Origin of the sequence: Enterococcus sp. DIV1315a (genome assembly GCF_051712325.1) — a bacterium.
GTDB classification, from domain to species: Bacteria; Bacillota; Bacilli; order Lactobacillales; family Enterococcaceae; genus Enterococcus; species Enterococcus faecalis.
On record NZ_JBIOOS010000001.1, the window covers coordinates 1,275,843 to 1,291,942 of the forward strand.

General features: G+C 38.4%; 15 protein-coding genes. All 15 read left to right on the plus strand.

Going from position 1 to position 16,100, the window contains the following annotated elements; translation table 11 throughout:
• The first annotated feature begins 483 nt into the window (after positions 1-483).
• The 15 genes from aroE to IGJ03_RS06225 all read left to right on the plus strand — a co-directional run bounded on the left by aroE (position 484) and on the right by IGJ03_RS06225 (position 16,098).
• A complete protein-coding gene (gene aroE, locus IGJ03_RS06155) occupies positions 484-1,350 on the plus strand; it encodes a shikimate dehydrogenase (protein WP_002378286.1) in 867 nt (288 codons plus the stop codon).
• A gap of 36 nt (positions 1,351-1,386) precedes the next feature.
• Positions 1,387-2,412, plus strand: coding sequence for a 3-deoxy-7-phosphoheptulonate synthase (aroF, locus tag IGJ03_RS06160; protein ID WP_002363948.1), 1,026 nt, complete (start codon positions 1,387-1,389; stop codon positions 2,410-2,412).
• A gap of 22 nt (positions 2,413-2,434) precedes the next feature.
• Entirely contained in the window at positions 2,435-3,511 is a 1,077-nt protein-coding gene (aroB, locus tag IGJ03_RS06165; protein WP_002357583.1) for a 3-dehydroquinate synthase, read from the plus strand.
• A 1-nt stretch (position 3,512) separates the two neighbouring features.
• Positions 3,513-4,679 carry a chorismate synthase gene (gene aroC, locus IGJ03_RS06170; RefSeq protein ID WP_002357582.1) on the plus strand — a complete coding sequence of 389 codons (1,167 nt, stop codon included), beginning with the start codon at positions 3,513-3,515 and terminating at the stop codon, positions 4,677-4,679.
• A 33-nt stretch (positions 4,680-4,712) separates the two neighbouring features.
• On the plus strand, positions 4,713-5,807 hold the full coding sequence (locus IGJ03_RS06175; protein WP_002366684.1) for a prephenate dehydrogenase: 1,095 nt from the start codon (positions 4,713-4,715) through the stop codon (positions 5,805-5,807).
• A 6-nt stretch (positions 5,808-5,813) separates the two neighbouring features.
• Entirely contained in the window at positions 5,814-7,100 is a 1,287-nt protein-coding gene (gene aroA, locus IGJ03_RS06180; RefSeq protein WP_002374853.1) for a 3-phosphoshikimate 1-carboxyvinyltransferase, read from the plus strand.
• A 19-nt stretch (positions 7,101-7,119) separates the two neighbouring features.
• Entirely contained in the window at positions 7,120-7,626 is a 507-nt protein-coding gene (locus IGJ03_RS06185) for a shikimate kinase (RefSeq protein ID WP_002360319.1), read from the plus strand.
• A 7-nt stretch (positions 7,627-7,633) separates the two neighbouring features.
• Complete coding sequence (pheA, locus tag IGJ03_RS06190) at positions 7,634-8,482, plus strand: prephenate dehydratase (RefSeq protein WP_081115663.1); 849 nt, start codon at positions 7,634-7,636, stop codon at positions 8,480-8,482.
• 143 nt (positions 8,483-8,625) lie between these two features.
• Positions 8,626-9,798 carry an LCP family protein gene (locus IGJ03_RS06195; protein ID WP_083578595.1) on the plus strand — a complete coding sequence of 391 codons (1,173 nt, stop codon included), beginning with the start codon at positions 8,626-8,628 and terminating at the stop codon, positions 9,796-9,798.
• 75 nt (positions 9,799-9,873) lie between these two features.
• Positions 9,874-10,722 (plus strand): DegV family protein, encoded by an 849-nt coding sequence (locus IGJ03_RS06200; protein WP_002382324.1) that lies wholly within the window; start codon positions 9,874-9,876, stop codon positions 10,720-10,722.
• Positions 10,723-10,915: 193 nt separating this feature from the next.
• On the plus strand, positions 10,916-11,110 hold the full coding sequence (locus tag IGJ03_RS06205) for a hypothetical protein (protein ID WP_002357574.1): 195 nt from the start codon (positions 10,916-10,918) through the stop codon (positions 11,108-11,110).
• An 11-nt stretch (positions 11,111-11,121) separates the two neighbouring features.
• Entirely contained in the window at positions 11,122-11,598 is a 477-nt protein-coding gene (locus IGJ03_RS06210; RefSeq protein WP_002369392.1) for a hypothetical protein, read from the plus strand.
• A gap of 77 nt (positions 11,599-11,675) precedes the next feature.
• A complete protein-coding gene (locus IGJ03_RS06215) occupies positions 11,676-12,008 on the plus strand; it encodes an ACP phosphodiesterase (protein WP_002357572.1) in 333 nt (110 codons plus the stop codon).
• Between the two features lie 35 nt (positions 12,009-12,043).
• Complete coding sequence (locus tag IGJ03_RS06220; RefSeq protein ID WP_002360309.1) at positions 12,044-14,098, plus strand: cation:proton antiporter; 2,055 nt, start codon at positions 12,044-12,046, stop codon at positions 14,096-14,098.
• Between the two features lie 110 nt (positions 14,099-14,208).
• A complete protein-coding gene (locus IGJ03_RS06225; protein ID WP_025189955.1) occupies positions 14,209-16,098 on the plus strand; it encodes an ABC-F family ATP-binding cassette domain-containing protein in 1,890 nt (629 codons plus the stop codon).
• Positions 16,099-16,100 lie beyond the last annotated feature (2 nt).

Consider the following 16,100-nt stretch of genomic DNA (forward strand, 5'->3'; position numbering starts at 1 on the left):
GCTCCACAGGAATCAGTGAAATGACTGGTTCCTGTGGCTTTTTTCAGTCTTTTTACGAATAAAATAACATTGGTTTTAATGGAATAGTCAAAAAAATAAGCGAATAAGTGTTGACACATGTTTTTTCTAGCGGTATACTGTTAACAATTCTTAATTAAATCAGTTTTGGAGTGATTCTTATGACAACAACGAAGAAAAACCATACACAACTGAATAACTTTTACTTTAGCTATTTTAGATAGGTTTGTATTCATAACATTATGGGTACAGACAACAAACGTTTGTATCTATAATGGCTAGGGAAATTTAAGATGACTTTCAGCCATGTAGATTTAAGAAAATCTATAGTGGCTTTTATATTGCTTTTTTGTAGGGTATTCACTGTAGATTTTTCTTAAAATTTACTGTGAATATCCTTTTTGTTTGGCCAAAAATTAGGATTTCAGAAACTTACTAAAAAAATTTCGTAAAGGAGCACACAGGATGAAAGAAATAACTGGAGCCACTCGTTTAGCTGGGCTATTCGCGAAACCCAGCCGACACAGTATTTCACCGTTGATTCATAATACAGCATTTCAAAATTTAGGAGTTGATGCTCGGTATCTGGCGTTTGACGTTGGACAAGAGACACTGCCACAAGCAATTGAAGCGATTCGAACGTTTCACATGTTAGGGGCCAACTTATCAATGCCCAATAAAGTGGCGGCTGTAAGTTATATGGATGAACTAAGTCCTACCGCCCAACTGGTTGGCGCGATTAATACGATTGTCAACAAAGATGGAAAACTTTACGGAGACAGCACGGATGGTACTGGTTTTATGTGGAGTTTGAAAGAGAAAAAGGTTGACGTTTTTCAGAATAAAATGACCATCTTAGGAACAGGTGGTGCAGCCTTATCAATCATTGCCCAAGCTGCTTTAGATGGCGTGAAAGAAATCGCCGTTTACAACAGGAAAAGCGCGGGGTTTAACGACAGTCAAAAAAAATTGGCAAATTTCACTGAACGAACCAACTGTGTAATCCATTTAAACGATTTAGCGGATACTGAAAAACTAGCAAAAGATGTTGCTGAAAGCGTCTTGTTAGTTAATGCAACGAGTGTGGGTATGCATCCACATGCACATAGTAGTCCTATAGAAAATTATGCAATGATTCAACCGAAGTTATTCGTGTATGATGCTATTTATAATCCCAGAGAAACACAGTTGTTAAAAGAAGCCCGTTTACGTGGCGCAGAAACAAGCAACGGCTTGGACATGCTACTTTATCAAGGAGCTGTTGCTTTTGAACAATGGACAGGACAAAAAATGCCTGTATCAGTCGTAAAACGTAAAATTGAAAATAGATAAAAAGAGCGCCGTTTAAAGGCATGAGGAGAGAATATAATGATCGTAATTATGAAAGAAAATGCAACCGAAAAGCAAATGAAACAAGTCATTGATTTAGTAACAGGTGCAGGCTTAACTACTCAAACAAGTCAAGATAATGGAAAAACAGTGATAGGCTTGATTGGTGATACAGAAAAATTAGTTGAAGCAGAGTTAACAGCATTAGAAGGCGTGGAGAAAAGTGTCCGCATTTCGTTGTCTTACAAACTAACGAGTCGTTTATTTCATCCAGAGAATACAGTGGTTGATGTGAACGGTGTTAAAATCGGTGACGGCAGTATGACCATGATGGCGGGCCCTTGTTCAATCGAAAGCTTAGATCAGATTCGCGAATGTGCGCGAATTGCTAAAGCTGGAGGTGCAACAATTTTACGAGGTGGTGCATTCAAACCTAGAACGTCGCCATACGCTTTCCAAGGACTAGAAGAAGAAGGACTAAAATACATTCGCCAAGCGGCTGATGAATTAGATATGCAAGTCATTACAGAAGTGATGGATGAAGCGAATTTAGAACTTGTCGCAAAATACAGTGACATTTTACAAATCGGTGCGCGCAACATGCAAAATTTCAAGTTATTACAAGCGGTTGGTAAAACTGGAAAACCTATCGGCTTAAAACGCGGGATTGCTGGTACGATTGATGAATGGCTAAACGCAGCTGAATACATTGCTGCGCAAGGGAATTTCAATGTGATCTTCATTGAACGTGGGATTCGTACGTACGAAACCGCTACGCGCAATACACTTGATTTAAGTGCGGTGCCTTTAATTAAAAAATTAAGTCATTTTCCAATTATTGTTGATCCGAGTCATGGTGTTGGTATCTGGGATTTAGTACCGCCAATGGCCCGAGCAGGTGTTGCTTCAGGTGCGGACGGCTTGATTGTAGAAATTCACCCAGATCCAGCGAATGCGTGGTCAGATGGGCCACAATCCTTGAATGAAAAAACTTACCTACGTATGATGAAAGAAGTTCATATCATCGAAAAAGCAATGAAAGAAATTAATGCTTTAGAAGATTAGTAAAGACAGAGGAGTAGTGGACATGAAATTAACCGTAACGTTACCTACACATTCATATGATTTAACCATCGAAACAGGTGCCTTAGATAAAATTGGCACCTGGGTACGTAGCCTGTGGCAGCCACAACGGGTAGCGATTATTACCGATGAAACGGTGAATAAATTATATGGCGCAGCTGTTGAGAAAGAATTGCAAGCTGCTGGTTTTGAAACATCATTGATTGCTGTAGCGGCAGGTGAACAAAGTAAGAGCCTCGAAACAGCTCAGCTGCTTTATGATTTTTTAGCGGAACAGCAATTGACTCGAAGTGATGGTCTAATTGCTCTAGGTGGAGGCGTTGTGGGAGATCTAGCTGGATTTGTCGCTTCAACCTATATGCGCGGTATTCACTTTTTGCAAGTACCAACAACCTTACTGGCACAAGTAGATAGTAGCATTGGAGGTAAAACAGCGGTTAACACTAAAAAAGCCAAAAATCTTGTCGGTACTTTTGCCCAACCAGATGGGGTTTTAATTGATCCTAATACACTTAAAACATTAGAACCAAGACGTGTGCGTGAAGGAATTGCAGAAATTGTAAAATCAGCAGCTATCGCTGATGTTGAATTGTGGCATCGTTTATCCTCTTTGGAAAATGAACAAGATTTAGTGGCACATGCAGAAGAAATTATCACGGCCTGTTGCAAGATTAAACGTGATGTCGTCGAAGAAGATGAATTAGATTTGGGCTTACGTTTGATTCTGAATTTTGGGCATACGATTGGCCACGCATTAGAAAATACAGCTGGTTACGGGGTGATTGCTCACGGTGAAGGCGTTTCTTTAGGAATGATTCAAATAACTCAAGTCGCAGAACAACAAGGGCTTTCTCCACTTGGGACTACCCAAGAGTTGGTCACCATGCTAGAAAAGTTCCATTTACCAGTAACGACAGATCGTTGGTCAGAAGAACGTCTCTATCAAGCAATTACACATGATAAAAAAACACGTGGGGGACAGATTAAAATCATTGTCTTAGAAAAAATTGGTCAAGCGAAAATTGTCTCTTTACCAACGGAAGAAATTCGAGCATTTTTAAACAGAGAAGGAGGAATTTAAGATGCGCTTTATTACAGCAGGCGAATCACATGGACCTGAATTAACTGCTATTATTGAAGGCTTACCAGCCGGCTTGCCTTTAAGTAGCGAAGAGATTAACCGAGAATTAGCAAGACGTCAAGGCGGTTACGGTCGTGGGGGACGGATGAAAATTGAAAAAGACCAAGTACGTATTACTTCGGGCATTCGGCATGGTAAAACACTTGGCTCACCAGTAACGTTGATTGTCGAAAACAAAGACTGGAAAAATTGGACCTCCGTGATGTCAGTAGAGCCAGTTCCTGAAAAACAAAAGAAAATCCGCCGCGTCAGTAAACCACGTCCAGGACATGCTGATTTAGTTGGTGGCATGAAATATCAACATGATGATTTACGGAATGTTTTAGAACGTTCTTCGGCACGAGAAACAACGATGCGTGTGGCGATTGGTGCGGTTGCTAAAAAACTCTTAGCTGAACTGGATATCCAAGTCGCTGGGCATGTCGCGGTATTAGGCGGGATTGAAGCTACGATTCCTGAAAATTTAACGATTCGTGAAATTCAAGAACGATCTGAACAATCTGCCGTTCGCGTATTAGATCCTTCCGTAGAAGAAAAAATGAAAGAACTAATTGACCAAACCAAGAAAAATGGCGATACAATTGGTGGGGTAGTAGAAGTACTTGTGGGTGGCGTTCCAGCTGGCTTAGGTAGCTATGTTCAATGGGATCGTAAACTAGATGCCAAAATTGCGCAAGCTGTTGTAAGCATCAATGCTTTTAAAGGTGCTGAGTTTGGCATTGGATTTGAAATGGCGCAACGCCCTGGTAGTCAAGTGATGGACGAGATTGTTTGGGACGAAAGTACAGGTTATACCAGAACTTCCAACAATTTAGGCGGTTTTGAAGGAGGAATGACCAACGGAATGCCAATCATCGTTCGTGGTGTCATGAAACCTATTCCAACCCTTTATAAACCATTACAAAGCGTGAATATTGATACAAAAGAGCCTTATAAGGCCAGCGTTGAGCGCTCTGATAGCACGGCGGTACCGGCCGCTAGCGTTGTTTGTGAAGCCGTTGTTGCAACGGAAGTAGCGAAGGCTATGCTCGAAAAATTTGATAGTGACTCATTTGAACAAATGAAAGAAGCAGTGAAACGTTATCGTCTATATACTCAAAACTTTTAATGGAAGAAAGTCGCAAGTATATGGAGGGAAAAAATGAAGAAACGTATTTTAATCGTAGGATTAGGGCTAATCGGGAGTTCACTGGCTTTGTGTATCAAAAAAGGGCATCCAAACAGTGAGATTATCGGTTTTGATAATCAAGCGGAGTCAACTGAATTTGCTAAGAAAACGGGTCTAATTGATGAGATAGCTGAATCTTTAACAAGTGGGGCAAGACGAGCAGAGATTATTTTTCTTTGTTCCCCAGTTAAAGCAACTTTAGTACAACTAGAAGAATTAAACCAATTATCACCAGAAACTGCTCTGATCACAGATGTGGGTAGTACCAAGGTGGAAATTAATCAGTTAGCAACAAAGCTTAACATGAAAAATTTTATTGGTGGTCATCCAATGGCTGGTTCACATAAATCCGGCGTAACAGCCGCTGATGAACGTTTGTTTGAAAATGCCTACTATATTTTTACCGATGACCATGGCGAAAAAAGCAAACAGATTCAGGAGTTACAAACGTTACTAAAAGGAACGCATGCGAAGTTTATTACGATGCCTGCACAGGAACATGATGAAATTACTGGTGCTCTAAGTCACTTGCCACATATTGTTGCCGCAGCTTTAGTGAACGAAAGTCAGCAACTGAATACCACTTACCCTAGAGCACAGCAGCTAGCGGCTGGAGGATTCAGAGATATTACTCGAATTGCTTCCTCTGATGCAACGATGTGGACGGATATTTTATTAAGCAATCGCTTAGTATTATTGGACTTACTAGAAAATTGGCAAAAAGAGATGACTACTGTTTGCCAATGGTTAACAGAAAAAAATGCCCCAGCTATTCGTAATTTTTTTGATAAGGCCAAAGAAACACGTGCTCAGTTGCCCATTCATAAAGAAGGCGCAATCCCAGCTTTCTATGATCTGTTTGTTGATGTACCAGATCAACCAGGAATCATTGCTGAAATTACGCAAATTTTAGGCGAAGCGGACCTTTCTCTTACAAATATTAAAATTTTAGAAACGAGAGAAGAAATCTATGGGATTCTTCAATTGTCTTTTAAAAATCAATCAGACTGCCAAGCTGCAAAACAAATTTTATCTAAAAAAACGAACTATACGTGTTACGAAAAATAAGAGGTGATGAGGGTGCAACTACGTACAAATGTGAAACATTTACAAGGGACTCTGATGGTTCCTAGCGACAAATCGATTTCCCATAGAAGTATTATGTTTGGAGCGATTTCTTCTGGAAAAACGACGATTACAAATTTTCTAAGAGGCGAAGATTGTTTAAGTACCTTAGCGGCGTTTCGTTCTTTAGGTGTGAACATTGAAGATGACGGGACGACAATCACCGTTGAGGGGCAAGGATTTGCAGGCTTAAAAAAGGCGAAGAATACAATTGATGTTGGAAATTCAGGGACAACAATTCGTCTGATGCTGGGCATTTTAGCTGGCTGTCCCTTTGAAACGCGCCTAGCTGGTGATGCGTCTATTGCCAAACGACCAATGAATCGTGTAATGCTTCCTTTAAACCAAATGGGAGCGGAATGTCAAGGGGTTCAGCAAACGGAGTTTCCGCCAATTTCTATTCGCGGGACTCAAAATTTGCAACCGATTGACTACACAATGCCTGTTGCAAGTGCTCAAGTTAAATCGGCTATTTTATTCGCTGCTTTGCAAGCCAAGGGCACTTCTGTAGTAGTTGAGAAAGAAAAGACACGTGATCATACAGAAGAGATGATTCGACAATTTGGTGGGACGCTTGAAGTAGACGGTAAAAAAATTATGTTAACTGGACCGCAACAATTAACAGGTCAAAATGTGGTAGTTCCTGGTGATATCTCTTCTGCAGCTTTCTTTTTAGTTGCGGGTTTAGTAGTCCCAGATAGCGAGATACTTCTGAAAAATGTTGGCTTAAATCAAACGCGGACAGGTATTTTAGATGTGATTAAAAACATGGGTGGTTCCGTCACTATTTTAAATGAAGATGAGGCCAATCACTCTGGCGATTTACTTGTAAAAACGAGTCAATTAACAGCTACAGAGATTGGTGGCGCTATTATCCCACGTTTAATTGATGAGTTACCGATTATTGCTTTGTTAGCTACTCAGGCTACTGGCACGACAATCATTCGAGATGCAGAAGAATTGAAAGTCAAAGAAACCAATCGGATTGATGCAGTAGCGAAAGAATTAACAATTTTAGGCGCCGACATCACGCCTACTGATGATGGCTTAATTATACATGGACCAACTTCTTTACATGGTGGAAGAGTTACCAGTTATGGGGATCATCGTATCGGGATGATGTTACAAATTGCTGCATTACTTGTAAAAGAAGGCACTGTTGAATTAGATAAGGCTGAAGCAGTTTCAGTTTCTTATCCAGCATTTTTTGACGACTTAGAACGTTTAAGTTGTTAACGAAGGAGGATAACGAACCATGGAAAGCATTGTTTTAATTGGTTTCATGGGTGCGGGTAAAACAACTATCGGCCAAAGTTTGGCCAATAAACTAAAGATGCCTCATCTTGATTTAGATACAGCGTTAATTGAAAAAATAGGACGCTCAATTCCTGACTATTTCGAAAAATATGGTGAAGCAGCTTTCCGAGAACAGGAAACCCAACTTTTAAAGGAGCTGTCAAAAAATACAGCCGTCCTTTCAACTGGGGGCGGGATTGTTGTCGGACCAGAAAATCGTAGCTTATTAAAATCTTTTCAGCAAGTGATTTATTTACATGCGACACCAGAAGAGCTGTTAAAAAGAATCGCAGAAGATACTGAAAACCAACGCCCCTTAGCTATAGAACGTTCTTCAAAAGAAATCATTACTTTATTTGAGTCTCGTAAAAATTTTTATGAAGAATGTGCGAAGATGACAATTGATACGACCAATCGCTCACCAGAAGAAATTATCAATGAAATTCTGCAACAATTAAAGGAGTAGAGAAACGATGAAAGTTGGTTATTTAGGTCCGATTGGTTCCTTTACGTACAGTGCAACGTTGGCTGCTTTTCCTGATGCTACATTGATGCCGTACGCATCGATTCCAGCTTGCTTGAAAGCAATTGAACAGCAAGAAGTGGCATGCAGCATTATTCCAATAGAAAACACGATTGAAGGAACTGTTAACGCATCGATAGATTATTTGTATCATCAAGCGCAGTTACCTGTCCAAGCAGAGTTAGTTTTACCGATTCAACAACAATTAATGGTGGCAAAAGAGAATCAATCGATCTGGCAACAAAGTCAGAAAATTTTATCACATCCGCAAGCATTAGCTCAATCGCAGATGTTTCTAGCGAAAAACTTTCCAGAAGCGATTTTAGAAGCAACGCCTTCAACAGCTTACGCCGCCAAATACATTGCAGAACATCCAGAATTACCTTTTGCAGCTATTGCACCAAAACTTTCTGCGGAAATGTATGATTTGACCATTGTTGAAAAAAATATACAAGATTTATCGGTAAATCAAACCCGATTTTGGGTTCTTGGTTCTGAAAATTTAGCGATTTCTTTCCCGCTATCTGAGAAAAAAATAACGCTGGCGATTACGATGCCAAGTAATGTTCCTGGCTCTTTACACAAAGCATTAAGCGTATTCAGTTGGCGAGGGATTAATCTTAGCAAAATAGAATCGCGGCCGTTGAAAACAAAGCTAGGAGAGTACTTCTTTTTAATGGACTTAGTGAAAGATCAACCAGAAAAATTAATTGAAGCAGCTTTAACAGAACTGGAACTGATTGGCGCAGAAATAAAAATTTTAGGGGATTACCCGATCTATGTTTTGTCCACACTTTAAAGAGTTAAAAATGAAAATGAAGCTTACTTATTAGATAAAGTGAGTTTCATTTTTTATTAAATTACATATTTGTAATAGGAATTTCCTGCGAAATGAGGTATCCTAAGAAAGGTGATAAAACACAGAGGTAAAGGAGTGACACGATGAGTCGTGTAGATCGTTATAAACATATTCATGAAAAATCGAGACCAGCAGAGCATAAAAAGACCTTTAATCCCCGAAAATCAATGGGTGAACATAGAGAAGAAGAACCAGAAGAACTAGCTGAAAGCCTTCAAGAGTCAGTTTACGAAGACAGCTATACTGAGGACAGTCGCAGAAGTGAGAGGCGACATCAAACAGATTCAGGTGGTGGCAACGGTTCTGACCAACCACCCCGCGGAAAAAAAGACAAGAAACCAAAAAAGAAACGTAAAAAATCAAAAACAAAACGCTTTTTCAAATGGCTAGTGATCCTATTGATTCTGTTATTTGCCTATAGTACAGTCATGTTTTTAAAAGGAAAATCTGCAGCAGAACATGATGACTCGTTGCCTCAAGAAAAAGTAGAAACATTTAATGGTGTCAAAAGTAGCAACGGGGCTAAGAATATTTTAATTCTTGGCAGCGATACACGTGGGGAAGATGCTGGACGAGCCGACACAATAATGGTTCTCCAACTAAATGGACCATCAAAAAAACCGAAATTAATTTCATTTATGCGTGATACATTCGTGGACATTCCTGGTGTCGGGCCGAATAAAATTAATGCCGCATACGCTTATGGCGGTGCTGAATTGGTTCGTGAAACGTTAAAACAAAACTTTAATTTAGATACGAAATATTATGCTAAGGTAGATTTCCAATCATTTGAAAAAATTGTTGACTCTATGTTTCCAAAAGGTGTCAAAATCGATGCAGAAAAATCACTGAATTTAGATGGCGTTGATATTGAAAAAGGGCAACAGGTCATGGATGGACATGTCTTACTTCAATACGCTCGCTTTAGGATGGATGAAGAAGGCGACTTTGGTCGGGTTCGTCGCCAACAACAAGTTATGTCAGCTGTAATGAGCCAAATGAAAAACCCAATGACTTTATTAAGAACCCCAGAATCACTTGGGAAATTAGTCGGCTATATGTCGACAGATGTGCCTGTTAGTTTCATGTTAACGAATGGACCATCATTGTTGATTAAAGGAAAAGCAGGGGTTGAGTCATTATCGGTTCCGGTACCAGATTCTTGGAATTTTGGTGAATCCTCTTATGCAGGCAGTATTTTAGAAGTAGATGAACAAAAAAATGCTGACGCCATCGAAAAATTCCTGAACGAATAAGGAAAGCATTTTAAAATATCCTTTTTTATGCTATATTAGAAACAACGTGGAAAATTAGTGAAACGAGGTTACAAAATGAAAATTGCTATTGTGACAGATAGTACAGCTTATTTACCCGAGCGCATTAAAGATCATCCGAATCTTTTTGTAATTCCCATCCCAGTCATTTTAGATGGAAAAATATACAACGAAGGCATTGACATTGAAGCAGATGAATATTATGCATTGCTAAATAATAGTAAAGAATTTCCGACGACTTCACAACCTGCTTTAGGAGAAGTGTTAGAGCTTTACAAATCAATCGCTGAACAAGGGTACGACACCATCATCAGCATTCATCTTTCTTCAGGAATCTCTGGTTTTGTTCATACATTGCACGGACTTACTGATGAAATCCCAGGCGTTGCTTTGTATCCATATGACTCAAAAATTACAAGTATGCCAATGGGACACATGGTAGAAGCTGCTTTAGATTTAACAGAAGAAAAAGCCAGCTTAGAAGAAATTTTTGCCAAATTAGATTTAATTCGTGATAATACGTATGCATATCTAATTGTAGAAGATCTGAACAACTTAGTTCGTGGCGGTCGCTTAACGAATGGCGCAGCCTTGATCGCTGGGCTATTGAAGATTAAACCTATCTTGACTTTTGAAGATGGAAAGATTGTATTATTTGAAAAAATCCGTTCAACAAAGAAAGCTTTTGCTCGTGCAGAAAAGATTATTGGTGAACGAAACGCAGGGATTGAAGCGCCAGTTAAACTGTACGTGATTCATGCCAATAACCGCATCGTTGCTGAAAAAGAACAAGCAAAATTACAAAAGCTATACCCAAATGCAGAAATTGAAATCGGTCATTTTGGTCCAGTTATCGGGACCCATCTAGGGGAAAAAGCAATTGGTTTAGCGATTTCAGCACAATAATAAAAGATGAGACAAAAGTAAACTACTTCTGTCTCATTTTTTATTCTATTATTTTATCGTTCGCTGGTGTTACTCAGCCGAATACTTTTTGTTTATAAGAAAATGTAAAATTACTCCTTTTTATTAGAAAATATCTTGCAAATTAAGCAATTCCTTACGAAGTAATGTATACTAAGGAAGAGGAGGCGGTTAAATGAAAAGAAATATAGCCTTGTTGCAAAGCGAAAAAATGAAAAAAGTTCAAGCTTTAGCAAACTACTACCAAGAATCAATTGACTTACCGCCTGGAAAAAACCGTGAGGCGGTTATCAAAAAGATTAACGAATCAAAAAAAGAAATTAAAGAAATAAATGATATATTAACAGATATTCAAAAGAAAAAGAAATAAAGGAGTCGTTTGTGATTATCGATGGATTTACGTTATTGCTATTTTTATTTGTCGTCGTTATGTATGGTTACTTTTACTTCGTACGTAAAAGTATTGTAATTCCGGCTGCAAAACATCCTACAACAAAATATTTAGTTGCTTTTTTTAGTTTAATGATTCTGGCCAATGCATTTTCGGCAGGAGATAAAATTGAAATGATTCGAAGTGTGTTATATATTTTGATTATCTTCAGTTTTCTTTACGATGCAAGAGGTTTTGCGGAGGACTGTATTATTACGCATCCTTTTGACAATCGGGGCACGGCCTTTAAAGATATCGAAAAGATTGTCCTTGTTCAAAAGCCGAACGGTATTCGTTTAGGGTATTTAAAAAAAGGCAGAAGAGGGGTGGTTTTACGCTTTTCTGCGCCACTAGAAGAAATGGTTCTTTTTCTTTCAACACGGATGAATGAAGAGGCAGAAATTGATATTATTGTTAATGAAGATTAACCATGTTCAGCTCCTAGAAATCAGCTTTTCCCGCGTTAAGTTTTGTCTGAATTTCTTTTGAAAAAAAGAAAGCAATTTTGCTTGTACTTTTGGTAAAATTTGTTATAATTAGTCAGATTAAATTTTGGAAGGAAGTTGTTTCGGTGAGTGAAGAATTTGAAAAGTGTGTCGCTGACTTGAAAAAGAAATATCAAGCAATCCCTGAAGAAAAACGACAACACTTTGCAGAACGTATGCAAAAGAAAAATTTCTTACGCTACAAAAAAATTGAATTAATTAAAGGAGAACTTCTTCGTTTAGAAGCACGACGCGCTCAATTGGAACTTTGCGAACGCAGTTCTGAGTTAGAAGAAGTCGAAAAGAAAATTATTCTTAAAAAGAAAAAATTACTTAAATGTTTTGATCGGTAAGTCAATAAAAATTTAATATAGAAGGGAATGATAGGATGGAATTTACCTTTCTAATCATTGTTTTTGCACTGTCTATTACCTTCTCAAACATATTCAACCGGATTGTTCCCGTCATTCCGCTGCCAATTGTGCAAATTATTGTAGGCGTTCTAATTGGTTTAACTAAAATGGGGCAGGAAATTGAATTTGAGCCTGAAGTGTTTTTAGTAATGATTATTGCACCGCTTTTATTTAGAGAAGGGGAGCTAATCAATCTGAAAGCAATGATGAAAAATTTCGGGATGATTCTTTTCTTGGCCTTTTTTGGTGTGTTAATTACCTTAGTCGGAGTCGGCTGGACCCTGCATATGATTTTGCCTACTTTACCATTAGCCGCTTGCTTCGCTTTTGGAGCGGCTCTAGGGCCAACGGATGCGGTGGCGGTAGGTTCGTTATCAGGTCGAATTGACATTCCTGAACGTTCGATGAACATTTTATCTGGTGAAGGACTCATTAATGATGCATCAGGCGTTACAGCCTTTCAATTTGCATTAGCGGCTTTATTAACGGGGTCATTTTCGCCGGTGGAAGCGGCAGGGACCTTGGTTATTTCCAGTATTGGTGGAGCGGTAGTCGGAATCGTGTTAGTTCTATTAAAACAGCAAATTGTTCATTTACTTGAAACTGCAGTGGCAAAAGATGTTACAGGCTACTTGTTGATTGAATTACTCTTGCCATTTATTGCTTATTTAATTTCAGAGTTGATTGGCGTTTCTGGAATTATTGCTGCTGTGATTGCTGGAATTATGCAAGCGTCTAGTTTGAAAAAAGTTTCGCTTTTTGAAGCAGAGCTGTCAAATGTTGGCGAAAGTATTTGGAGTATGATTGAGTTCACTTTAAATGCCTTAGTTTTCTTATTCTTAGGAATTGAACTTTCTCAAGTGTTTTCGCCAATTTGGATTGACCAACAATATTCAAACTGGTTCCTACTAATGGTTGTTCTAATTATTAGCGCCGTTGTCTTTTTGATTCGTTTCTTAGCCATTTTCAGTGTTTACACGCTTCAACATGGCCTTAAGAAAGTTAAAAACGCAATGAATGAAATGCTGATTTTAACTTTTGGCGGTGTTAAAGGAACAGTGAGTTTAGCCACCATCTTTATTTTGCCAACAGCGATTAACGGCGAGCATTTTAAAGAACGACCGTTATTACTATTCATTACGGCTTGTGTTATTTTGGTGACTCTGATTGGCGGGATTCTAGTTTTACCATTTTTAACTGATTCAGAGACGGAAGTGGAAAATGAAGAGTCAGTCGAAATTGATTTATTACGTGATGTCATTGATGTCTTAAAACAGCAAAATGAAGAGAATCCTCGTGGTGAAATGAATGCGGTCATTGAAAATTATCAAGATCGTTTAAAAGAATTGTATACCGAGCAGCTAAGTGCAGAACGAAAACAAGAAGTGCAAGAGTTGCGGACGTTAATTGTGTCCATTGAACGAGACGGCTTAGAAGAAAGTCTGAAACAAGGAGAAATTAGTGTCAGAAGTTATCGTATGTATCAACGCTTGATTACACGGATGCAACGGTCGATTGCCAAACAATTATTATCGATTGTAGGCTTTTGGTTATTATTTGCTCGACAAATCATTTCGATTCTTTTACATCCTAAGCTATTTTTCAATCGTGGTGAAGCTTCTGAAGAAGAAAAAGAATTACGAAATGAAGAACTAGAAAATATTCGCCAAGTTTTTCTAAGAAATTCTCAAGTTATTCTGAAGAGTTTAGATAATTTGCGCGGTGTCTATGATGATGATTTAATTGATTTCTTCATTGACGGACGCTTGGATTTAGCCCATAAGTTTGAAAAAGGCGAATTTATTGATTCGTATATTGTTCATACGGAGACAGACTATGTCAAAGACCTATTATTAGGCTTCCAAGAAGAACGACGGATGATTGATCATTACGAACAATCTGAACGCATTTCAATTATCGAAGCGAACGAATTACGAAAAAATGTCAATTTATTAGAGAGTTATTCGATTAGCGGCGAAGTGAATAACGTTCCGCTGAAACGATTTGTTAAAAATTTTAATAAAGAATAAGTAATAGTGTATGAGATGAAACCAAGACGATTTTTATCTCATGCACTTTTTTTATAATCCAATTTTTGATACAATAAGCAAGACCAAAATAGAAGGAGTTGGTAGTGTCGGTGAAAGAATTAAAAGTAACAGATTTAACCAAAACATATGGGGAAAAAACACTATTTGATCATCTTTCTTTTTTGATTCATGAAAAAGATCGCATTGGTTTAATTGGGATTAACGGCACAGGGAAAACCAGTTTATTAAATATTATTGCTGGCGTAGATAGCGGTGATGGTGATCTTGCTGCGATTCAGCAGCCAAGTGATTATCAAATTGGGTACCTTTCCCAGAATCAAACATTTGACGAGAATATTACGATTGCAGAAGCCGTGTTTCAGGGAGACAGCCCGATCATAAAAACAGTCAAAAATTATGAATTAGCGTTAGCTGCTTTAAGTGAGAATGGTTTAGACGAAGGGGTTCAAAGACGTTACACGCAAGCAGAAGAAGCCATGAATAAACAAGATGCTTGGACAGCAGATACCAATGCAAAAATTATTTTACAAAAATTAGGTATTCCCACATTGGAAAAGAAAATAGGTGAGCTTTCTGGTGGGCAGTTAAAACGAGTAAGCTTGGCGCAAGTCTTAATTGAAGCGCCTGATTTACTGTTATTGGATGAACCAACGAACCATCTGGATTATGAAACGATTGAATGGTTGGAAAACTTTTTAAATAACTATCGTGGCGCGGTTTTAATGGTGACCCATGACCGCTACTTTTTAGATCGAGTAACCAATCGGATTTTCGAACTTTCTTTTGGAAAACTGTATGAATACAAAGGAAACTATGAAACGTATGTGATGGAAAAAGCCGAACGTGAACGTGTCGCTGTAGAACAAGAAGAAAAAAGAAAACGCCTCTTCAAACAAGAACTTGCGTGGATGCGAGCAGGCGTTCAAGCACGAGGAACGAAACAGCAAGCAAGAATTGATCGGTTTCAGGATTTAAAAGAAAACTTGCATCAGGTACAAACCAATGGCACCTTAGAAGCAGACTTTGCCACGCAGCGTTTAGGGAAAAAAGTTCTGGAAATCAAGGAAGGAAATTATGCCATTGATCATAAACAGCTTTTGAAAGACTTTAATTTACTCATTCAAGCAAACGATCGAATTGGCATTACTGGTAAAAATGGTGCAGGAAAATCCACATTATTAAATATTTTAGCTGGACGCATTCCTTTAGAGAGTGGCCTATATAGTATCGGTGAAACCGTCCGAATTGGCTATTATACCCAGCAAAACGAAGAAATGGATCCTAATCAACGGATGATTGCTTATTTGCAAGAAGCAGCAGAAGAAGTGAAACGCAGTGATGGAAGCAGCGTTGGGGTCGCTGAAATGTTAGAGCGCTTTTTATTTCCTCGTTTTATGCATGGCACACTGATTGGCAAACTGTCTGGTGGAGAAAAACGCCGGTTATATCTCTTAAAATTATTAATTAGTCAGCCTAACGTGTTATTATTGGATGAGCCAACCAACGATTTAGACATTGATACGTTGACCATTTTAGAAGATTATATTCAAACGTTCAAAGGAGCGGTAATTGCTGTTTCTCATGACCGTTATTTCTTGGATAAAACAATGGATAAATTGTTAGTTTTTCAAGGAAATAGTCAGATCCTATCATTTTATGGCACGATGAGTGAATATTTGGCGAACCAAAAAGAACAAGAAAAGGTCAAAGAAAAACCACTCAATAAACCAGTAAAAGAAGCATCGACAGAAAAGAAAGAAAAAACAAAGCTGACTTATATGGAACAAAAAGAGTGGGCAACAATTGAAGAAGACATCACACAATTAGAAACGAAATTAGAAACATTAACTGAAGAAATGAATCATCAGGGTGATGATTTTGTTCGTTTACAAGAACTACAAGAAGCGGTAACAGCAACGGAACAATTGTTAGAAGAAAAAATGAATCGTTGGGAATACTTGAGTGAATACGCGGATTAAGA